We start from the raw sequence: 19,572 nt of genomic DNA, 5'->3' as shown, positions 1-19,572 counted from the left end.
CACACGGGTCAGCCCTGCGGCTCCAGGTCCTCCTCCTCGAACACCAGCAGCGTGCGCGTGCTGAGCACCTCCGGCATGTTCTGGAGCCGGGTGAGCACCAGCTCGCGCAGCGCCTTGTTGTCGGGCGTGTGCACCAGCAGCAGCACGTCGAAGTCCCCGCCCACCAGCGCGATGTGGGAGGCCCCGGGCAGCTGTCTGAGCTGTTCGCGCACCGTGCGCCAGGAGTTCTGGACGATCTTCAGGGTGATGTACGCCGAGGTGCCCTGACCGGCGCGTTCGTGGTCGACGCGGGCGCCGAAGCCCCGGATGACGCCGTCTTCGAGGAGGCGGTTGATCCGTGCGTAGGCGTTGGCGCGCGAGACATGCACCCGTTCGGCGACGGACCGTATCGACGCGCGGCCGTCCGCCTGGAGCATCTGAAGGATGTCCAGATCGATCGCGTCGAGGGGGCGCGCGGGCGGCTGGGGCCCGCCGGCCCCGCCGCTCCCGCTGCCCTCTGATCCTTCGGCCATTTGTTCAGGTGCCATGTCCCCCCGCCTCCCTACCATGGACGTACTGCGTTCATTTGAGGTTGTGCAGAACCGTTTGTCCACAGCCTGGAGGTGCCTGTAGCCAAAATGTGCCGACGACCGAACAATCGGTAGGTGAGGCGCATCACTCTCGTGACGCGTCCACAGCCGTTCGCACGAGGAGGTGCCGTCATGACGGTCCTGGAGCAGCGGGGCGCCTACCGGCCCGCGCCGCCGCCCGCCTGGCAGCCCCGCACGGACCCCGCGCCGCTGCTGCCCGACGCGCACCCGTTCCGCGTTCTGGGCACCGACGCCGCCGCGCAGGCCGACCCGGCCCTGCTGCGCCGGCTGTACGCCGAGCTGGTCCGCGGGCGCAGATACAACACGCAGGCCACCGCCCTCACCAAGCAGGGCCGCCTCGCCGTCTACCCCTCCAGCACCGGCCAGGAGGCCTGCGAGGTCGCCGCCGCGCTCGTCCTGGAGGAGCGCGACTGGCTCTTCCCCAGCTACCGCGACACCCTCGCCGCCGTCGCCCGGGGCCTGGACCCCGTGCAGGCGCTCACCCTGCTGCGCGGCGACTGGCACACCGGCTACGACCCGCGCGAGCACCGCATCGCCCCCCTTTCGACGCCGCTCGCCACCCAGCTCCCGCACGCCGTCGGCCTCGCGCACGCCGCCCGCCTCAAGGGCGACGACGTGGTCGCGCTCGCCATGGTCGGCGACGGCGGCACCAGCGAGGGCGACTTCCACGAGGCGCTGAACTTCGCCGCCGTCTGGCAGGCCCCGGTCGTCTTCCTGGTCCAGAACAACGGCTTCGCCATCTCCGTCCCGCTCGCCAAGCAGACCGCGGCCCCCTCCCTGGCCCACAAGGCGGTCGGCTACGGCATGCCGGGCCGCCTGGTCGACGGCAACGACGCGGCGGCCGTGCACGCGGTCCTCGCCGACGCCGTACGGCACGCACGCGCGGGCGGCGGTCCCACGCTCGTCGAGGCGATCACGTACCGGATCGAAGCCCACACCAACGCCGACGACGCGACCCGCTACCGCGGTGACACCGAGGTCGAGGCCTGGCGCGCGCACGACCCGATCGCGCTCCTGGAGCACGAGCTGACCGAGCGCGGCCTGCTCGACGAGGCCGGTGTCCAGGCCGCCCGGGACGCGGCCGAGACCATGGCCGCCGACCTGCGCGAGCGCATGAACCAGGACCCGGCGCTCGACCCGATGGACCTCTTCGCGCACGTCTACGCCGAACCCACCCCGCAACTGCGCGAGCAGCGCGAGCAGTTGGCGGCGGAGCTGGCGGCCGAGCGGGAAGGGGCGCACTGATGACCACCGTCGCCCTCAAGCCGGCCACCATGGCGCAGGCCCTCACGCGCGCGCTGCGCGACTCCATGGCCGCCGACCCGACCGTGCACGTCCTCGGTGAGGACGTCGGCACCCTCGGCGGGGTCTTCCGGGTCACCGACGGGCTCGCCAAGGAGTTCGGCGAGGACCGCTGCACGGACACCCCTCTGGCCGAGGCGGGCATCCTCGGCGCGGCCGTCGGCATGGCCATGTACGGGCTGCGGCCGGTCGTGGAGATGCAGTTCGACGCGTTCGCCTACCCCGCGTTCGAGCAGCTGATCAGCCACGTCTCCCGGATGCGCAACCGCACGCGCGGGGCGATGCCCCTGCCGATCACCGTCCGCATCCCCTACGGCGGCGGCATCGGCGGCGTCGAGCACCACAGCGACTCCTCCGAGGCGTACTACATGGCGACCCCGGGCCTGCACGTCGTCACGCCCGCGACCGTCGCCGACGCCTACGGACTGCTGCGCGCCGCGATCGCCTCCGACGACCCGGTCGTCTTCATGGAGCCCAAGCGGCTGTACTGGTCGAAGGACTCCTGGAACCCCGACGATCCGTCCCCCGTCGAGCCGATCGGCCGCGCGGTCGTGCGCCGCCCGGGCACCAGCGCCACGCTCATCACCTACGGCCCGTCCCTGCCCGTCTGCCTCGACGCCGCCGAGGCCGCGCGGGCGGAGGGCTGGGACCTCGAAGTCGTCGACCTGCGCTCCCTGGTGCCGTTCGACGACGAGACGGTGTGCGCGTCGGTCCGGCGGACCGGGCGCGCGGTCGTGGTGCACGAGTCGGGCGGCTACGGCGGCCCCGGCGGGGAGATCGCGGCCCGTGTGACCGAGCGCTGCTTCCACCACCTGGAGGCGCCGGTGCTGCGCGTGGCCGGGTTCGACATCCCGTACCCGCCGCCGATGCTGGAGCGGCACCACCTGCCCGGCGTGGACCGGATCCTGGACGCGGTGGCCCGACTTCAGTGGGAGGCCGAGGGCTGATGGCACAGGTGCTGGAGTTCAAACTGCCCGATCTCGGCGAAGGGCTCACCGAGGCGGAGATCGTGCGCTGGCTGGTCCAGGTCGGCGACGTCGTCGCCATCGACCAGCCGGTCGTCGAGGTCGAGACGGCCAAGGCGATGGTCGAGGTGCCCTGCCCCTACGGCGGCGTGGTCACAGCCCGCTTCGGCGAGGAAGGCGCGGAACTGCCCGTGGGGGCGCCGCTGTTGACGGTGGCGGTCGGCGGGTCGCCGTCCGGCGGTCCGGCGGAGGCCTCCGGTGGTTCGGCGGAGGGCTCCGGCAACGTCCTTGTGGGGTACGGCACTTCGGAAGCACCCGCGCGGCGACGGCGGGTCCGGCCCGCGGAGCCGACGGGTGCCGCCGCGGCTTCGCCGGGTCCTGCGGTGTCCACGGTTTCTACGGCTTCGACGGCGCCGGTTCGCAATGGCGCGGCCGCACCGGGGCGGATCGACGGCACCGTCGAGACCGCCGACGGGTCGACCGGCCGGACGGTTGACGGGCCTGTGCCGGTCATCTCGCCCCTCGTGCGGCGGCTCGCCCGCGAGAACGGTCTGGATCTGCGGGCGATGACGGGGTCCGGCCGCGACGGGCTGATCCTGCGGGCGGACGTGGAGCAGGCGATGCGTACCGGGGTCTCGCCGAGCACGGTGACGACCATGGCCACGGCCACGGGTTCCGCGCCCCTCGCGCAGACCGCCACGCCTGTCGCGCAGACCGCCGCACCCACCCCGTCGGGTGTCACGCGCGCGGGAACTCGCGTGCCCCTCAAGGGAGTTCGCGGGGCCGTCGCCGACAAGCTCTCCCGCAGCCGGCGCGAGATCCCGGACGCGACCTGCTGGGTGGACGCCGACGCGACGGAGTTCATGCGCGCGCGGGCCGCGATGAACGCCGGGAGCGGGCCGAAGATCTCCGTGCTCGCCCTGCTGGCCCGCGTCTGCACCGCCGCCCTCGCCCGCTTCCCCGAGCTCAACTCCTCCGTCGACATGGAGGCCAGGGAGATCGTCCGACTGGAGCACGTGCACCTCGGCTTCGCCGCGCAGACCGAGCGGGGTCTGGTCGTACCGGTCGTGCGGGACGCCGACGGGCGGGACGCCGAGTCGCTGAGCGCGGAGTTCGCCCGGCTGACCGAGGCGGCGCGGGCCGGCACGCTCACGCCCGCGGAACTCACGGGCGGGACCTTCACGTTGAACAACTACGGGGTGTTCGGCGTCGACGGTTCCACGCCGATCATCAACCACCCCGAGGCCGCGATGCTCGGCGTCGGCCGCATCGTCCCGAAGCCGTGGGTGCACGAGGGCGAACTGGCGGTGCGCCAGGTCGTCCAGCTCTCCCTCACCTTCGACCACCGCGTCTGCGACGGCGGCACGGCGGGCGGCTTCCTCCGCTACGTGGCGGACTGCGTGGAACAACCGGCGGTGCTGCTGCGGACGTTGTGAGCGGGGCACGTGCGTGGGGCTCGGGCGAGGGGCTTGGGCGAGGATCAGGGTGAGTGCGGGCGCGGGTGCGTGGCCTGAGCCGGGCCGTCGCCTCGCGTCCCGCACGCGGTGAGCCGGGGTGAGTGGTGCGGGTGCGGATGTGTGGTCGGGTCCGGCCGCGCCTCCCGTCCCGCACGTAGTGAGCGGTGGCGCATGCGTCGGGCGGGCGCGTGGTCTGTGCCCAGGCGTGCCTCCCGTCCCACGCGCGGTGACGCGGCCCGTGGCGCCGATGCCTGTCCCGCGCCCGACCCACCCGTCCCGTCCTGACCCCCGCAACCCCGTGATTGCGTCACCGCCCGCACGTTCCCTGTGATCGTGACGGCACGCATACTCGGGGGGTGACCTCGTACGAGCCCCCGGGCCGCCCCGGTGCCGACCCGGCCTACGACGCCGTCGTGCTCGCCGGGGGTGCCGCTCGGCGGCTCGGTGGTGCCGACAAGCCCGGGGTGCGGGTCGGCGGGCGGGCACTGCTGGACCGGGTGCTCGCCGCCTGTGCCGACGCGCGTACGACCGTGGTCGTCGCCGATGTCCGCCCCACCGCCCGGCCCGTGCTGTGGACGCGGGAGGAACCGCCCGGCGGGGGCCCGGTCGCCGCGCTCGCCGCCGGTCTCGCGCACACCACGGCGGAACACGTCGTCGTCCTCTCCGCCGACCTGCCGTTCCTCGAACCGACGACCGTGCAGCGGCTGTTGGCGGTCCTGCGGGCGGGCGACACGGAGGGCGCCCTCCTCACCGACACCGACGGCCGCGACCAACCCCTGGTCGCCGCGTACCGCGCGGACGCCCTGCACCGCGAGTTCGCTGCGCTGGCCGGGGCGGAGGCGAACGGGTCCGGCGCTCCGAACGCCCGGTCCGCAGCAGTGGGCCCCGCCGGACCGGACGCCTCCACCGCACATGCGCGCCCGACAACGCTCGCGGACCCGCCTGCGCCCGCCGCGCCCGGCGCTGCCGCGGCCCCCGCCGGCCCGGTGACGTCTGCCCGCTCGGCCGCGCCCTCGGGCTCGCCGCCCTCCACCGATTCCACTCCTACCGATCTCACCTCTACCGATCTCACCTCTACCGATCCCACCGCCACCGATCCCTCCCCCCTGACCGGCCTCCCCCTCCGGCGTCTGGTCAGTGGGCTTCGTCTTACCCGCGTCCCCGACCCCGTCGCGTCGTTCGACTGCGACACCTGGGACGACATCGCCGCCGCCAGGGCACGTATCAGGGAGCATGGGCACGTGTTGGATGAATGGATTTCCGCTGTCAAGGACGAGCTGGGGCTCGATCTGGACGTCGACACCGGCGTTCTGCTCGACCTCGCCCGTGACGCCGCCCATGGTGTGGCCAGGCCCGCGGCGCCGCTGACGACGTTTCTCGTCGGGTACGCGGCCGCGCAGGCCGGGGGTGGTCCGGAAGCCGTCGCCGAGGCCGCCCGCAAGGCCGCCGCGCTCGCCCTGCGCTGGGCCGAGGAGGACGACTCCGAGGCCGAGCCCGCTCCGGACGCCGGATGACCGCCCGGACCGGTGGGAACGCCGAGGACACCGACTTCGACGTCGATGAGGTGCTCGCGCTGGTGAGGGATCCCAACGGGCGTACGCCTGCTCATGCTCATGGCCACGGTTCCGGTCCCGTTTCCGCTTCCGGTGACGCCGTGCCCGCCCCCGGCGGACCCGGCGCCCGGCACGATCAGCACGCGGACGCGCACCGGGCCACCGGCTGGGCCGAGGCCAGGGCGATCGCCGCGCGGGCCGCTCGGTCCGGCGGGCGGCGCGCTCCCGTTTCCGTGCGGATCGAGGACGCCCTCGGGCTCACCCTCGCCGCCCCTCTGACCGCCCTCACCGACCTGCCCTCCTTCGACACCTCGGCGATGGACGGCTGGGCGGTCGCCGGGCCCGGCCCCTGGGACGTACGGGACGAGGGGGTGCTGGCCGGGCACGGGGAGCCGGCGCGGCTCACCGACGGGGAGGCCGTGCGGATCGCCACCGGTGCGCGGATCCCGCCGGACACCACCGCCGTGCTGCGCAGCGAGCACGGACGCACCGACGACAAGGGACGCCTGCACGCCGGGCGGGATCTTCAGCACGGTCAGGACATCCGGCCGCGGGGACAGGAGTGCCGCTCCGGGGACCAACTCGTGCCCCTGGGCACGCTCGTGACCCCGGCGGTGCTCGGTCTCGCGGCGGCCGCGGGCTACGACACCCTCACCGCCGTACCGGCTCCCCGTGTCGAAGTCCTCGTGCTGGGCGACGAGTTGCTCACCGAGGGGCTGCCACGGGACGGCCTGATCCGGGACGCGCTCGGGCCGATGCTGCCGTCGTGGCTGCGGGCGCTCGGCGCGGACGTGATCGCGGTCCGCCGGATCGGCGACGACGCCAAGGCCCTGCACAAGGCGGTCACCGGCTCCGCCGCCGATCTGATCGTGACCACCGGCGGCACAGCCTCCGGGCCCGTCGACCACGTCCACCCCACCCTGGACCGCATCGGCGCCGAACTCCTTGTGGACGGCGTGGAGGTGCGCCCCGGCCACCCGATGCTGCTGGCCCGCACCAAGGAGAACCAGCACCTCGTGGGCCTGCCCGGCAATCCCCTCGCGGCGGTCTCCGGTCTGCTCACGCTCGCCGAGCCCCTGCTGCGGACCCTCGCGGCCCGCCCGGCGCCCGAGCCGTACACGATGCCGATCCAGGACGCGGTCCACGGGCACCCGTACGACACCCGGCTGATCCCCGTCGTGCTGCGCGGTGACCATGCCGTGGCGCTGCACTACAACGGTCCGGCGATGCTGCGCGGTATCGCGGCGGCCGATGCCCTGGTCGTCGTACCACCCGGTGGGTCCCGTGCGGGTGAGGAGCTCGAACTGCTCGATCTGCCCTGGGCGTTCGCCGGGATCGGGGTGTGTTTCACGTGAAACTTCCGGGCCATGACGCGATCGCCCGGCAGGCCGACGAGCATCTCGTGCCCCATCGGGTGAAACTCCCGAAGAAGGTCGTCGAGCGTCCCATCCAACAGGTCGTCAAGCGGCTGCTCATGGCGCTGCTGGTGCTGGCCGCCACCGCCCTGATCGTCTGGATCGACCGGGACGGCTACAACGACAACTCCGACGGCTCGGTCGACTTCCTGGACGCGGCCTACTACGCGACCGTCACCCTCTCCACCACCGGATACGGCGACATCGCCCCCGTCAGCGACGGTGCCCGGCTCATCAACATCCTCGTCATCACGCCGTTGCGGGTGGTCTTCCTGATCATCCTGGTCGGCACCACGCTCGAAGTCCTCACCGAACGGACCCGGGAGGAATGGCGTCAGAACCGCTGGAGGTCCACCTTGCGCGATCACACCGTCGTCATCGGCTTCGGGACGAAGGGGCGTTCGGCGATCCAGACCGTCTGTGCGACCGGGCTGAAGCAGGAGCAGGTCGTTGTGGTCGACCCCAGTGCCAAGGTGATCGAGGCGGCGACCGCCGACGGGTTCGCCGGGGTGATCGGGGACGCGACCCGCAGCGAGGTGCTGACGCGGGCCGAGGTGCAGCGGGCGCGGCAGATCATCATCGCGACCCAACGCGACGACACCGCCGTACTGGTGACCCTCACGGCCCGGCAGCTCAACCGTGGCGCCAAGATCGTGGCCGCCGTGCGCGAGGAGGAGAACGCGCCGCTGCTCAAGCAGTCCGGCGCCGATGCCGTCATCACCAGCGCGAGCGCGGCCGGCCGGCTGCTCGGCCTGTCCGTGCTCAGCCCCGCGGCCGGCATGGTGATGGAGGACCTCATCCAGCAGGGCAGCGGGCTCGACATGGTGGAGCGGCCCGTCATAAAGGCCGAGGTGGGCAGGAAGCCGCGCGAGACGGACGACCTGGTGGTGAGTGTCGTACGCGGGCACCGGGTGCTCGGATACGACGATCCGGCCGTCGGGACACTGCAGTTGACGGACCGGCTGATCACGATCGTGCGGGCGTCGCCGGGCACGCAGATCGCGCCCGACGTCCGCCCGATGCACCGGCACTGACCGGAGCGGTGAGGACCGCCCGGACTACTTGCGGTTGTACAGCCGCATGGTGACCGGGCCGAAGACCGCCACGAACAGGCCCGCCCAGCCCAGCGACCAGGCGACCTCGTCGGCCGGCCAGTCGCCCGCCATCAGGCCGCGCACCGCCGACGAGAGGTGGGTGATCGGGCTGTTGTTGACGAAGGCCTGGAGCCAGCCGGGCATGGTGTGCGGGTCGACGAAGACGTTGGACAGGAAGGTCAGCGGGAAGATCACCATCATGCTGACGCCCATCACCGACTTCTCGGTGCGCAGCAGCAGCCCGAACATCGTCCAGATCCACGAGAACGCGAACGAGAAGACGACGAGCAGCGCGATCCCGGCGAGCACGCCGGCCACCCCGCCGTCCGCGCGGTAGCCGATGATCATGCCGACGGTGAGCATCACGACGGACGCGATCGTGTAGCGCAGGGCGTCACCGAGCAGATAGCCGACCATCACCGCCGGCCGCCAGATCGGCAGCGTGCGGAAGCGGTCGAAGACGCCCTTCTCGATGTCGGTGTTGACCGAGATGCCCGTGTACATGGTGATCATCACGACCGACATCACCAGGATGCCCGGCAGCAGGAACTGGATGTACTCCGTCGGTGACCCGGCCAGGGCGCCCCCGAAGAGGTACGTGTACATCAGCACCAGCATGATCGGGAACGCGGTCACGTCGAAGAGCTGCTCCGGCACGTGCTTGATCTTGAGCATGGCCCGCCAGCCGAAGGTCAGCGAGGCGGACAGGGCGCTGGGCCTCGGCGGTCGCTCCCCGCCGATCAGCAGCGCCGCGAGGGACTCGGCGCTGACGGGGGCGAGGTCCTTGGTCTCGGTGCTCGTGGCGGTACTCATGCGACGGCCTCGCTCTTCCGGTTGCCCTGCTCTGCCTTGTCCGTGCCCTGCTCCGCCGAGTCCTGCGTGTCATGTCCGGTGAGGGCGAGGAAGACCTCGTCCAGGCTGGGCTGGCCCAGCGAGAAGTTGTCCACGGTGATGCCCGCGCGGGCGAGTTCACCCAGGGCGCGGGCGGCCTGTTCGGCGGCCTTGTCGCTCGCCGCCGCGCCCACGCGGGCGGTCAGCGCGACCGGGTCGGGCTCCAGCTGCACCTGCGCGTCCAGCGCCTGCCGCAGCACCTCGGCCGCCTCGGGCCGCTGCCCCGCGTCCCGCAGCCGCAGGTGTACGGAACCGGCGCCGACGGACGCCTTGAGCTCGCCCTTCGTGCCCTCGGCGATCACCTTGCCGCGGTCGATGACGGCGATCCGGGACGCCAACTGGTCGGCCTCGTCCAGGTACTGCGTGGTCAGCAGCACCGTCGTGCCCTGGGCGACGACCGCGCGGACGATGTCCCAGACCTGGTTGCGGCTGCGCGGGTCGAGTCCGGTGGTCGGCTCGTCGAGGAAGAGAAGATCGGGGGTGTTGAGGATGGACGCGGCGATGTCGATGCGCCGCCGCATGCCGCCGGAGTAGTGCTTGACCTGCTTGCCCGCCGCGTCCGTGAGACCGAAGGCCTCCAGGAGCTGCGTCGAACGCTCCCGCGCGGCCTTCTTGGCCTGGCCGAGCAGGCGGCCCAGCAGGATCAGGTTCTCGGCGCCGGTGAGGTCCTCGTCCACCGACGCGTACTGGCCGGTGAGGCTGACGCGGGCGCGGACGTCGTCGGCCTCGCGCACGACGTCGTGGCCGAAGACGTGCGCCTGGCCGCCGTCCGGGCGCAGCAGCGTGGCCAGCATCTTGACGGTGGTGGTCTTGCCCGCGCCGTTCGGGCCGAGGAGGCCGTAGACCGTGCCGGTCGGGACGGCGAGGTCGACGCCGTCCACCGCCCTGGTGTCGCCGAACGTCTTCACCAGTCCCGCGGTCTCGATGGCCAGGCCGGTCGTGTGCTGGCTCATGGTGGGTTTTCCTTCCACGCACTTGGGTTCTGCATGGTGAGACCTTTACCTTCTCCGGAACTCATCGGTGATCGCACACTTTTTTCGGTACGGACCCGGCGGACGGGAGCGGCGCGGTGCCGGGGGGTAGCGTCCTTCACATGCATGCGATCACGATTCCCGAACCTGGTGGGCCCGAGGCGCTGGTGTGGGACGAGGTCCCCGATCCGGTGCCGGGCGAGGGCGAAGTGCTGGTCGAGGTGGTGGCCGGCGCCGTCAACCGCGCCGACATCCTGCAACGGCAGGGCTTCTACGACCCGCCACCCGGCGCCTCCCCCTACCCGGGCCTGGAGTGCTCCGGCCGGATCGCCGCGACCGGACCCGGCGTCACCGGCTGGGCGGTCGGCGACGAGGTGTGCGCGCTGCTCTCGGGCGGCGGATACGCCGAGAAGGTCGTCGTCCCGGCCGGCCAGCTGCTGCCCGTGCCCACCGGTGTCGACCTCAAGAGCGCGGCCGCCCTGCCCGAGGTGGTCTGCACGGTCTGGTCGAACGTCTTCATGGTCGCCCACCTGCGCCCCGGCGAGACGCTGCTGGTGCACGGCGGCTCCAGCGGCATCGGCACGATGGCGATCCAGCTGGCCAAGGCGGTCGGCGCGAAGGTCGCGGTCACGGCCGGTACGAAGGAGAAGCTCGACCGCTGTGCCGAGCTGGGCGCCGACATCCTGGTCAACTACCGCGAGCAGGACTTCGTCGAGGAGCTGAAGAAGGCCACCGACGGGGCGGGCGCCGACGTCATCCTCGACAACATGGGCGCCAAGTACCTCGACCGCAACGTCCAGGCTCTCGCCGTCAACGGGCGTCTCGCGATCATCGGCATGCAGGGCGGGCTCAAGGGCGAGCTGAACATCGCCGCGCTGCTCGGCAAGCGGGGCGCCATCAGCGCGACCTCGCTGCGCGCGCGTCCGCTCGCGGAGAAGGCGGCGATCGTCGCGGCCGTACGCGAACACGTGTGGCCGCTGCTCGCCGCCGGGCACGTGCGTCCGGTCGTCGACCGCGAGATCCCGATGCAGGATGCCGCCGCGGCTCACCTGGTCGTGGAGGAGAGCGGGCACGTGGGCAAGGTGCTGCTGGTGGTGCCTTGACGCCAGGGATGGGGTGGTCGGGGATCGTGGGGCGGCTGCGGGCCGTGGGGGCTGGTCGCGCAGTTCCCCGCGCCCCTTGGGGCGTCCTGCTTGCGCGCGGTTTATCTGCGGCGTAGGCGCAGGCCCGCGAAGGCCAGGCCGAGGCCGACGCCGATCAGGATCAGGCCGCTGCCCAGGGGCAGGATCCGCAGGACGGGTTCGGTGGGGGCCTCGGCGTGGGTGACGGGCCGGTGCGCCGGCCGGCCGGCCGGGGTGACGGCGAACCCCGGCGTCCCGGAGGCTTGGGGGGACTCGGTGGCGTCGGGGGAACTCCCGGCGTCCTCCTCCTCGACGTACCCCGAGTCCTCCTCTTCCCCGTCCGCGTTCTCGTCGGCCGGCGCCGACGTCTCCGCCCGCCCCGGCCGCTCCCGCCCCTCGCCCGCCACGCTTCCGGCGCGGGACGGTTCGGCGGGGCGGTCGGGAGACTCGGGGGACGGGGAACCGGACGCCTTCGGTCCCGCCACGGCCGCGGGGGCCCCGGGAACGGGGGCGTGTGACGGGGTCGCTCCGGGAACTGGGGCGTGCGAAATGGTCCCCTCGTGGGCAGAGGCGCTCGGCGGGGTCACCCCGGGCGACGGCAGCGCCCCATAAGACATCGCTGTCCCGTACGACGGCACAGCCGCCCCCCACCACAGGACGAGCACCCCCGTCCCCGTCCCCACCACCCGTCCCGTCGCGCGCAGCGTGCGCAGCCATGGAGTCACGTCTCCAGGCTCACACCGGCCCCGCGGTCCGGCATTCCGGATTGCGCCAGGGGGCCGAAGGGGCGCGGGACGGTTGCACAATCCAGGTATGTCGATACGCCACGGACTGCTCGCGCTGCTGGACCGCGGCCCCCGCTACGGCTCCCGGCTGCGCACCGAGTTCGAGGCGCGTACCGGCGGCACCTGGCCGTTGAACATCGGGCAGGTCTACACGACCCTCGGCCGCCTGGAGCGGGACGGGATGGTCGTCCAGGACGGGGCCGACGAGGCCGGCCGGGCGCTGTACGCGCTGACCGAGGCGGGCCGCACCGAGCTGCGGGCCTGGTTCGCGGGGCCGGTGGAGCGGTCCGGGGCGCCCCGCGACGAACTGGCGATCAAGCTGGTCCTCGCGGTCGGCGCGCCCGGCGTGGACGTGCGCCGGGTCGTCGAGGCGCAGCGCCGGCACATCGCGGACGCGCTGCACGAGTACGTCCGACAGCGCGCGCGGGCGTTGACCGGGGAGCCCGCCGAGCACCCGGACGAGCTGGCCCGGCTGCTGGTCCTGGAGCAGCTGATCTGTCATGCGGAGGCGGAGATCCGCTGGCTGGACCACTGCGAGGCCCGGCTGTTGCGGATGGTCCGCGGCGGGCGGCCGCAGACGCCGCCACCTGATCGGCCGGAGTCGCCGCCCGCCTGATCGCCGGGACCGGAATTGCCGGGCCGGAAACAGTGGATCACCCAACACCGGGGGTGCCACGGTGATGAAATGCACGGGTGCGAGAGAATGGCGGCATGGAGATGCCGAGGAACGAACGGTCGCCGGACAATCCGCAGATCCTGGTCGTGGGCCAGGACGGCATGGCGATTGGCGGCGGCGGAGACGAGGACTCCCGCGAGATTCCGGTGACGGAACAGGTCGAGCAGCCGGCCAAGGTGATGCGGATCGGCAGCATGATCAAGCAGCTTCTCGAGGAGGTGCGGGCGGCTCCCCTCGACGAGGCGAGCCGGGTGCGGCTCAAGGAGATCCACCGCAGCTCGGTGAAGGAGCTGGAGGACGGTCTCGCGCCGGAGCTGGTCGAGGAGCTGGAGCGGCTCTCCCTGCCCTTCCGGGACGAGGGAACCCCCAGCGACGCGGAACTGCGCATCGCGCAGGCCCAGTTGGTCGGCTGGCTGGAGGGACTCTTCCACGGGATCCAGACCACGCTGTTCGCCCAGCAGATGGCCGCGCGGGCCCAGTTGGAGCAGATGCGCCGCGCTCTTCCGCCGGGCGTAGGCGGCCAGGAAGCGGGCGAGGACGGTCACCCGGGCAGCCGGGTGGGCGGACCGTACCTGTAGACACCCGAACGTGAAGGGGCCCGGCAGCCGACCTGCCGGGCCCCTTCACGTTCGGTCAGGACGGCGGGTAGCCCGTCGAGACGCCCAGCTCGATCTCGGGCATCTTCTTGGGGTCGACGTCGGTGTCGGCGGACGGGAACTGGCTGATGACCGCGCCCTGTCCGTACGTGTTCTCCGGGACGTCGCTGGTCTTCACCTCCCAGCCCGCCGCCTGGAGGCACTCCTTGACCGACTTGATGTACTTGAAGCGGAAGTCGGGCAGCCGGATCTTGCCGGGGTCGTTGTACGACTCCTGCGGCTCCGAGCACTCGGCGGAGTCGATCGTCTTGGACGTGTCCGGGCCGCGGTACCGCGAGGCGTCGCCGGTCGCCGACGCGCTCGCGCTGCTGTCGCCGCCCTTGTTCTCGTCGCCGCTGCCGCCGCCGTTGTTGAGCATCAGCGCCGCGACCAGACCGCCGACGGCGAGCACGGAGACGACGATCGCGCCGACGACCACCGGCCGGTTGCCCTTGCCGCCGCCCCCGGAGGGGGTCCCCGGCTGGGGCGAGAGGTTGTAGGGCGGCGGGGTCTGCGGCTGCTGCCCGTACCCGGCCGGCGTCTGATAGCCGCCCTGCTGCGGGTAGCCGTACGCCGGAGCGGGCGTCGGTGTGCCGTACGGGTTCTGGTTCGGGGTCGGCTGGTACGGCGTGTGGACCGGGCCCGGGGGCGCCTGGCTCGCCTGGTCGACCGGCGGGAACACCGCGGAGCCGACGCCGGAGCCGCTCGGGGTGGGGGCGCCGGGGACGATGCTCGGCGGGGTGGCGTGGAAGGAGGCGGCCACGCGCAGGCACTCGTCGCGCATGGCGACGGCGCTCGGGAAGCGCTCGTTCGGGTTCTTCTTCAGCGCGCGGGCGATGAGCGCGTCCACCGCGGGCGGCAGCGCCCGGTTGACCGAGGAGGCGGCGACCGGCTCCTCCTGCACATGCGCGTACGCGATGGCCAGCGGCGAGTCCGCGTCGAACGGCAGCCGCCCGGTGACCAGTTGGAACAGCATGATGCCGACCGAGTAGAGGTCGGAGCGCGCGTCCACCCCGCGGCCCAGCGCCTGTTCGGGCGAGAGGTACTGCGGGGTGCCGACCACCATGCCGGTCTGCGTCATCGAGGTGACACCGGACTGCATGGCGCGCGCGATGCCGAAGTCCATCACCTTGACCACACCGCGCTTGGTCACCATCACGTTGCCCGGCTTGATGTCCCGGTGGACGAGACCCATCTCGTGGCTGATCTCCAGGGCCGCCAGGACGTCCGCGGTGACCTTGAGCGCCCGGTCGGCGGACATCGCGCCGAACCGCCGCACGTCCTCGTCGAGCACCGAGCCGAGCGGCCGGCCCTCGACGTACTCCATGACGATGTACGGCATCGTCGAGCCGTCCAACTCGTCCTCGCCGGTGTCGAAGACCGAGACGATGTTGGTGTGCGTGAGCTTGGCCACGGCCTGGGCCTCGCGGCGGAAGCGCTCGCGGAAGGCCTGCTCGCGGCCCAGCTCGGTGTGGAGTGTCTTGATCGCGACCTGCCGGTCGAGCACGGCGTCGTACGCCAGGTGCACCGAGGCCATGCCGCCCTCACCGAGCAAGTCGCGCAGCTGATAGCGGCCGCCGGCCAGCGCTCGCCCCGCGTACCGGCCCTGTGCGCCGTCCTGGCTCATGTTCCGTGTCCCCCATCGGCCTTGAGAAGCCGGCCCACCGTCATTGATCTACTGACTCATTACCGGCCAAGTCTGCCGGAGGGCACTGACACGTCAAGTTCGGTGCCCGATCCGTGACCGTACGCGAAAGAAGCTGCGCGAGAGCGTTACAGAGGCTGTACGGGCGGTACACGCAAGTTGCACCACCGAACGGTTCGAGGGTTTGATGGCCGGTCCGTCCTGTGCGGTTCGCGGCACCCGTCCCGGACCGGAGGCTTGCGCCGAGCCTGTAGCGTGGCCGACGGAGACCGTGACAACACCGCGCGCACCGCGGGCAGAAACGACGGCGAGGACTGATGGCACAGCAGCACGCTCAGGGCCCGTCCGACCCCGAGACGGCTGGCGGCGGTATGTCGGACGCACCGGAGCTGTGGGGCAACGGCGGACTGGTCGGCGACGGCCGGTACCGGCTGACCCACAGACTGGGTCGGGGCGGTATGGCCGAGGTTTTCGCGGCCGAGGACGTACGGCTCGGGCGCACCGTCGCGGTCAAGCTGCTCCGTGCCGATCTCGCCGAGGACCCGACCTCCAAGGCCCGCTTCACCCGCGAGGCCCAGTCCGTGGCCGGCCTCAACCACCACGCGATCGTCGCCGTGTACGACTCCGGCGAGGACACCGTGACCACGGGCGGCTACGGCGCGGGCGCCGGCCAGTCGGTGCCGTACATCGTGATGGAGATCGTCGAGGGCCGCACCATCCGCGACCTCCTCCTCAACGCCGAGGCGCCCGGCCCCGAGCAGGCCCTGATCATCGTCTCCGGGGTCCTGGAGGCGCTCGCCTACTCGCACCAGCACGGCATCGTGCACCGTGACATCAAGCCGGCGAACGTGATCATCACGCACAACGGCGCCGTCAAGGTGATGGACTTCGGCATCGCCCGCGCGCTGCACGGCGCGTCCACGACGATGACGCAGACCGGCATGGTCATGGGCACCCCGCAGTACCTCTCGCCCGAGCAGGCGCTGGGCAAGGCGGTCGACCACCGCTCCGACCTGTACGCGACGGGCTGCCTCCTCTACGAACTCCTCGCGCTGCGGCCCCCGTTCACCGGCGAGACGCCCCTGTCGGTGGTCTACCAGCACGTCCAGGACATCCCGACCCCGCCGTCCGAGGTCTCCGACGCCTCGCCGCCGGAGCTCGACGGCCTGGTGATGCGCTCGCTCGCCAAGGAGCCCGACGACCGCTTCCAGACCGCCGAGGAGATGCGCGGCCTGGTCCAGTACGGGCTGCAGATGCTGTACGACCAGGGCGGCCACACCGGCACCTGGAACACAGGCCCGGTCGGCATGCACGACGGCCGCACCCCGGTGGCGGGCTACGGCGCCACGTCGGTGCTGCCCTCCGGCGACTCCTCCGGTACGACCCAGATCCCGCAGCCGATCCTGCCCGGCGGCTACGGCAACGGCGACGACGGCGGTTTCGAGGGGCACGGCAACCGGGGCGGCGGCCGCGGCAAGCTGTGGATCCTCGCGGTGCTCGCGGTGATCGCCATCGCGGCGGGCGTCGCGCTGGCGCTGAACAACACCGGGTCGGGCGACGGCGGTACGAGCCCCTCGAAGTCGCCGTCCCAGTCGGCGTCCACCGAGGACGACTCGGCCAGCGAGACGCCGAGCGACGACACCACCGACGAGCCGACCGACGAGCAGACCGACGACGGCAGCGGCACGAGCTCCGGCTCGAACTACACGCCGTCGTACACGCCCTCGTACACGCCGTCCCAGAGCGCCACGAACGAGCCGACCGACGAGCCCACGGACGAGCCGACCACCGAGGAGCCCACGGACGAGCCGAGCGTGACGCCGACCCAGCCGACGGGCGAACCGACGGACCCGAACGCGGACGGTGGCACGGACGCCGGTGCGGTGAGCTCGGGCGTTCTCGGCTGACCGAGGATCGCGACAGACCTGACACGCGCGCGTAGAGCCGGAAACGGCCTCTACGCGCGCGTGCTGTTTTCCGGATGCCGACAGCGCGGCGTCCGCGGGGACCCTTCGGCTACGACGCGAACGCCTCGCACACCGCGTCGTACTCGCGCGTCCACCACACGGCGAGCGCCGAGGCGGCCGGGAACTGGGGATCCGCGCGGGTGTCGCCGCGTTCGTAGTGCCAGCGCAGCATCCAGAAGTCGTTGAGGCGCTCCCACCACACACGGTGCACGGCCGCCGCGAGCTGGGAGGGCGTGGCGCCGGCCGTGCGCCGGTACGCGTGCGCGTACGCCCGTACCTTCGGCAGGTCCAGCGTGCCCGCGGGGCGTACGAAGAAGATCGCGGCGGCGCGTACGGCCTCCTCCGCGCGCGGGCGCAGGCCGAGCCGGTCCCAGTCGACGATGGCGGCGGGCGCGTCGCCCTTGTAGAGCAGGTTGAACGGGTGGAAGTCGCCGTGCACCCAGCCGACACAGGCGCCGTGCGGGGGGCGCCGGTCGGCGTGCTGCTCAAGGAGCGCCCGGCGTTCCAGGAGGCGGTGGCGGGCCAGTTCGTCGAAGGAGTCCGCCGGGTGGTGGCGCCGTACCCGCGTGAGCAGGTCGTCGATCAGGGTGAACGTGTCCTCGGGGTCGGCGCTGTCGGCCGGCTCGTCGCACGCGCGCGTGGGGCGCGGCATCACGCGCTCCAGGCTCGCGTGCACCACGCCGAGCAGCGCGCCGAGGCGCTCGCACTGGGTGGTGGTGAGCTGGCCGCCGTCGCGGTGGCGCCCCTCGACCCAGGGGTGCAGGGCGTAGGCGTGCCCGCCGACGACGGCGACCGTCCGTCCGTCCCGGCCGGTCAGCGGCGGGGCCACCGGGACGCCCAGGGCGGCCAGGCGCTGGGTGGCGCGGTGCTGGCGGGCGATGGCGACCGGGTCGGCGGTCTCGGGGTCGAAGTGGTGTTTGAGGAAGTAGCGACCGCGGGTCGTGCGCAGCCGGTAGCCGCGGTTGAGCAGGCCCTGTTCGACGGGCTCGCAGGTGACGGCGGAACCGGCGGCGTACTGGCGCAGCAAGGGCTCCAGCGGGGGCGCGTGAGGCAATGGGGGTGGTAACGGGGAGCGCGGCACGCGCCAGATGCTAGGGCACGAGCCGGTGCCTTGACCTGGGCTTTGTCACAGTCAGTCGCATTCGGTCACAGTGTGTGCCCGAAGTGGCGTTCCAGGCCGCCGTCCGTCGAGTGCACGGTCCCGAACTGTGGCTCGACGCTCAGATAGACGGGCTCGTACGGCTCGCCGTCCACCAGGCGGGGCGCCGGGCCGAACCGCTCGGTCTCGGCGGCGGTCGGTTCGTACGCCGTGCACGCGCCCACCACCTGCACGGTCCACAGGCCCTCGCCCGGCCGCGCGAAGCCCAGGTTGTCCGAGCCGTACGCCACCACCGTGCCGACGCAGGCCCGGTCCCAGCCGCAGCTCCTGGGCAGCCGCAGCAGCACCCGGCCGTCCTCGACGATGTGCCGGGCGAAGGCGAGGAAGGGCAGGGCGCGCACGCTGGTGGCGATCCGGCCGTGGTCGGTGCGGGCGAGCAGCTCGACGGCGAGCCGGTCGGTGGTGCGCACGTCGGAAGGCGTCTCGGAGGGTGCGTCGGAGAGCATGCGTTCACTGTGGCGGTGCGGAAAGCGAGATAACAGGGACATAAGTCCCGTATGTCACTCCGTCAATGTCTCTCCGCCTGGAGGCGTGCCACGTACGCGGCCGCCTGGGAGCGTCGCTGCATGCCGAGTTTGGACAGCAGGCTCGACACGTAGTTCTTGATCGTCTTCTCGGCGAGGTGCAGCTGCTCGCCGATCTGGCGGTTGGTGAGGCCCTCGCCGATGAGGTCGAGGATGCGGCGCTCCTGGACGGTGAGGTTCGCGAGCCGTTCGTCGCCCCGCGCGGTGCCGCCGTCGCGCAGCCGCTCCAACACGCGCGCGGTGGCGACCGGGTCGAGCAGGGACCGGCCGGCCGCGACGTCCCGGACGGCGGTCAGCAGCTCGGTGCCGCGGATGGCCTTGAGGACGTATCCGGAGGCGCCCGCCATGATCGCGTCGAAGAGGGCCTCGTCGTCCGCGAACGACGTCAGCATCAGGCACCGCACCGACTCGTCCTGAGAGCGGATCTCCCGGCACACCTCGACGCCGCTGCCGTCCGGCAGCCGTACGTCGAGCACGGCCACGTCGGGCCGGGTGGCCGGAATGCGTACCAGCGCGTCGGCCGCCGTGCCCGCCTCGCCGACCACCTCGATGTCGTCCTCGACCGACAGGAGCTCGTGGACACCGCGCCGGACCACCTCGTGGTCGTCGAGCAGGAATACCCTGATTTTTCCCTCTTCGCGCACAAACGCAGTCTCACACAGGGCCTGAAGTCCCGCCCGAGGGGAACTCTTCCCGTGACCTGGGTCACCGGGATAACGTGCCGTTGTTCCGGCCCCCTGCAAGGCTGTGACCAGGAAGAGTTCCCGACTTTCGCGATTTACTTGGATATCCAAGCAAAATCGCAGGTCAGGAGGGGTTTCA

18 protein-coding genes are annotated in these 19,572 nt (G+C 72.2%); 10 read left to right on the top strand and 8 right to left on the bottom strand.

Going from position 1 to position 19,572, the window contains the following annotated elements:
- Positions 1–8: 8 nt before the first annotated feature.
- Entirely contained in the window at positions 9–527 is a 519-nt protein-coding gene (locus ACWD5F_RS18725; RefSeq protein ID WP_450350525.1) for an Lrp/AsnC family transcriptional regulator, read from the bottom strand.
- Between the two features lie 174 nt (positions 528–701).
- On the opposite strand from ACWD5F_RS18725, the gene pdhA reads away from it, so the two are divergent.
- The 6 genes from pdhA to ACWD5F_RS18695 all read left to right on the top strand — a co-directional run bounded on the left by pdhA (position 702) and on the right by ACWD5F_RS18695 (position 8,316).
- Positions 702–1,835 (top strand): pyruvate dehydrogenase (acetyl-transferring) E1 component subunit alpha, encoded by a 1,134-nt coding sequence (gene pdhA / locus ACWD5F_RS18720; RefSeq protein WP_451255606.1) that lies wholly within the window; start codon positions 702–704, stop codon positions 1,833–1,835.
- Complete coding sequence (locus tag ACWD5F_RS18715) at positions 1,835–2,839, top strand: alpha-ketoacid dehydrogenase subunit beta (protein WP_450350523.1); 1,005 nt, start codon at positions 1,835–1,837, stop codon at positions 2,837–2,839. Before pdhA ends, ACWD5F_RS18715 begins: the two co-directional genes overlap by 1 nt.
- Entirely contained in the window at positions 2,839–4,293 is a 1,455-nt protein-coding gene (locus ACWD5F_RS18710) for a dihydrolipoamide acetyltransferase family protein (protein WP_451255604.1), read from the top strand. Before ACWD5F_RS18715 ends, ACWD5F_RS18710 begins: the two co-directional genes overlap by 1 nt.
- 377 nt (positions 4,294–4,670) lie before the next feature.
- The gene (locus ACWD5F_RS18705) at positions 4,671–5,828 is read left to right on the top strand and encodes an NTP transferase domain-containing protein (protein WP_451255602.1); all 1,158 of its coding nucleotides are present in this window, start codon (positions 4,671–4,673) and stop codon (positions 5,826–5,828) included.
- Positions 5,825–7,222 carry a molybdopterin molybdotransferase MoeA gene (locus ACWD5F_RS18700; RefSeq protein WP_451255600.1) on the top strand — a complete coding sequence of 466 codons (1,398 nt, stop codon included), beginning with the start codon at positions 5,825–5,827 and terminating at the stop codon, positions 7,220–7,222. The genes ACWD5F_RS18705 and ACWD5F_RS18700 overlap by 4 nt, the downstream gene beginning before the upstream one ends.
- Complete coding sequence (locus ACWD5F_RS18695) at positions 7,219–8,316, top strand: potassium channel family protein (RefSeq protein ID WP_451255598.1); 1,098 nt, start codon at positions 7,219–7,221, stop codon at positions 8,314–8,316. Before ACWD5F_RS18700 ends, ACWD5F_RS18695 begins: the two co-directional genes overlap by 4 nt.
- Before the next feature lie 24 nt (positions 8,317–8,340).
- Here the strand turns inward: ACWD5F_RS18695 and ACWD5F_RS18690 are convergent, their stop codons facing one another.
- The gene (locus ACWD5F_RS18690) at positions 8,341–9,189 is read right to left on the bottom strand and encodes an ABC transporter permease (RefSeq protein WP_451255596.1); all 849 of its coding nucleotides are present in this window, start codon (positions 9,187–9,189) and stop codon (positions 8,341–8,343) included.
- Complete coding sequence (locus ACWD5F_RS18685) at positions 9,186–10,220, bottom strand: ATP-binding cassette domain-containing protein (RefSeq protein ID WP_451255594.1); 1,035 nt, start codon at positions 10,218–10,220, stop codon at positions 9,186–9,188. The genes ACWD5F_RS18690 and ACWD5F_RS18685 overlap by 4 nt, the downstream gene beginning before the upstream one ends.
- Before the next feature lie 140 nt (positions 10,221–10,360).
- Here ACWD5F_RS18685 and ACWD5F_RS18680 point away from each other — a divergent pair, with 140 nt between their 5' ends.
- Positions 10,361–11,341 (top strand): NAD(P)H-quinone oxidoreductase, encoded by a 981-nt coding sequence (locus ACWD5F_RS18680; RefSeq protein ID WP_451255592.1) that lies wholly within the window; start codon positions 10,361–10,363, stop codon positions 11,339–11,341.
- Positions 11,342–11,442: 101 nt separating this feature from the next.
- Here the strand turns inward: ACWD5F_RS18680 and ACWD5F_RS18675 are convergent, their stop codons facing one another.
- Positions 11,443–11,844, bottom strand: coding sequence for a hypothetical protein (locus ACWD5F_RS18675; protein WP_451255590.1), 402 nt, complete (start codon positions 11,842–11,844; stop codon positions 11,443–11,445).
- A 328-nt stretch (positions 11,845–12,172) separates the two neighbouring features.
- On the opposite strand from ACWD5F_RS18675, the gene ACWD5F_RS18670 reads away from it, so the two are divergent.
- Both ACWD5F_RS18670 and ACWD5F_RS18665 read left to right on the top strand, forming a co-directional pair.
- Entirely contained in the window at positions 12,173–12,760 is a 588-nt protein-coding gene (locus ACWD5F_RS18670; RefSeq protein WP_451255588.1) for a PadR family transcriptional regulator, read from the top strand.
- A 95-nt stretch (positions 12,761–12,855) separates the two neighbouring features.
- The gene (locus tag ACWD5F_RS18665; RefSeq protein WP_280875995.1) at positions 12,856–13,398 is read left to right on the top strand and encodes a bacterial proteasome activator family protein; all 543 of its coding nucleotides are present in this window, start codon (positions 12,856–12,858) and stop codon (positions 13,396–13,398) included.
- Between the two features lie 55 nt (positions 13,399–13,453).
- Here the strand turns inward: ACWD5F_RS18665 and ACWD5F_RS18660 are convergent, their stop codons facing one another.
- A complete protein-coding gene (locus ACWD5F_RS18660) occupies positions 13,454–15,082 on the bottom strand; it encodes a protein kinase domain-containing protein (RefSeq protein WP_451255586.1) in 1,629 nt (542 codons plus the stop codon).
- A 335-nt stretch (positions 15,083–15,417) separates the two neighbouring features.
- Here ACWD5F_RS18660 and ACWD5F_RS18655 point away from each other — a divergent pair, with 335 nt between their 5' ends.
- Positions 15,418–17,007 (top strand): protein kinase domain-containing protein, encoded by a 1,590-nt coding sequence (locus ACWD5F_RS18655; RefSeq protein ID WP_451255584.1) that lies wholly within the window; start codon positions 15,418–15,420, stop codon positions 17,005–17,007.
- 109 nt (positions 17,008–17,116) lie between these two features.
- On the opposite strand, the gene ACWD5F_RS18650 is transcribed toward ACWD5F_RS18655, so the two are convergent.
- The 3 genes from ACWD5F_RS18650 to ACWD5F_RS18640 form a co-directional block, all read right to left on the bottom strand.
- Positions 17,117–18,121, bottom strand: coding sequence for a phosphotransferase (locus ACWD5F_RS18650; protein ID WP_451255582.1), 1,005 nt, complete (start codon positions 18,119–18,121; stop codon positions 17,117–17,119).
- Positions 18,122–18,213: 92 nt separating this feature from the next.
- Entirely contained in the window at positions 18,214–18,672 is a 459-nt protein-coding gene (locus tag ACWD5F_RS18645; protein ID WP_451255580.1) for a pyridoxamine 5'-phosphate oxidase family protein, read from the bottom strand.
- Between the two features lie 62 nt (positions 18,673–18,734).
- Positions 18,735–19,394, bottom strand: coding sequence for a response regulator (locus ACWD5F_RS18640; RefSeq protein ID WP_451255578.1), 660 nt, complete (start codon positions 19,392–19,394; stop codon positions 18,735–18,737).
- Between the last annotated feature and the right edge of the window lie 178 nt (positions 19,395–19,572).

The organism is Streptomyces sp. NPDC002499, assembly GCF_053595415.1.
The sequence above is the reverse complement of the archived record's forward strand: the minus strand, read 5'-3'. Positions and strand labels throughout refer to the sequence as shown.

What these genes read in the sequence shown, in the direction of transcription:
- ACWD5F_RS18725 (WP_450350525.1), bottom strand. Translation starts at nt 527, where the DNA reads ATGGCACCTGAACAAATGGCCGAAGGATCAGAGGGCAGCGGGAGCGGC.
- pdhA (WP_451255606.1), top strand. Translation starts at nt 702, where the DNA reads ATGACGGTCCTGGAGCAGCGGGGCGCCTACCGGCCCGCGCCGCCGCCC.
- ACWD5F_RS18715 (WP_450350523.1), top strand. Translation starts at nt 1,835, where the DNA reads ATGACCACCGTCGCCCTCAAGCCGGCCACCATGGCGCAGGCCCTCACG.
- ACWD5F_RS18710 (WP_451255604.1), top strand. Translation starts at nt 2,839, where the DNA reads ATGGCACAGGTGCTGGAGTTCAAACTGCCCGATCTCGGCGAAGGGCTC.
- ACWD5F_RS18700 (WP_451255600.1), top strand. Translation starts at nt 5,825, where the DNA reads ATGACCGCCCGGACCGGTGGGAACGCCGAGGACACCGACTTCGACGTC.
- ACWD5F_RS18690 (WP_451255596.1), bottom strand. Translation starts at nt 9,189, where the DNA reads ATGAGTACCGCCACGAGCACCGAGACCAAGGACCTCGCCCCCGTCAGC.
- ACWD5F_RS18685 (WP_451255594.1), bottom strand. Translation starts at nt 10,220, where the DNA reads ATGAGCCAGCACACGACCGGCCTGGCCATCGAGACCGCGGGACTGGTG.
- ACWD5F_RS18680 (WP_451255592.1), top strand. Translation starts at nt 10,361, where the DNA reads ATGCATGCGATCACGATTCCCGAACCTGGTGGGCCCGAGGCGCTGGTG.
- ACWD5F_RS18670 (WP_451255588.1), top strand. Translation starts at nt 12,173, where the DNA reads ATGTCGATACGCCACGGACTGCTCGCGCTGCTGGACCGCGGCCCCCGC.
- ACWD5F_RS18665 (WP_280875995.1), top strand. Translation starts at nt 12,856, where the DNA reads ATGGAGATGCCGAGGAACGAACGGTCGCCGGACAATCCGCAGATCCTG.
- ACWD5F_RS18660 (WP_451255586.1), bottom strand. Translation starts at nt 15,082, where the DNA reads ATGAGCCAGGACGGCGCACAGGGCCGGTACGCGGGGCGAGCGCTGGCC.
- ACWD5F_RS18655 (WP_451255584.1), top strand. Translation starts at nt 15,418, where the DNA reads ATGGCACAGCAGCACGCTCAGGGCCCGTCCGACCCCGAGACGGCTGGC.
- ACWD5F_RS18645 (WP_451255580.1), bottom strand. Translation starts at nt 18,672, where the DNA reads ATGCTCTCCGACGCACCCTCCGAGACGCCTTCCGACGTGCGCACCACC.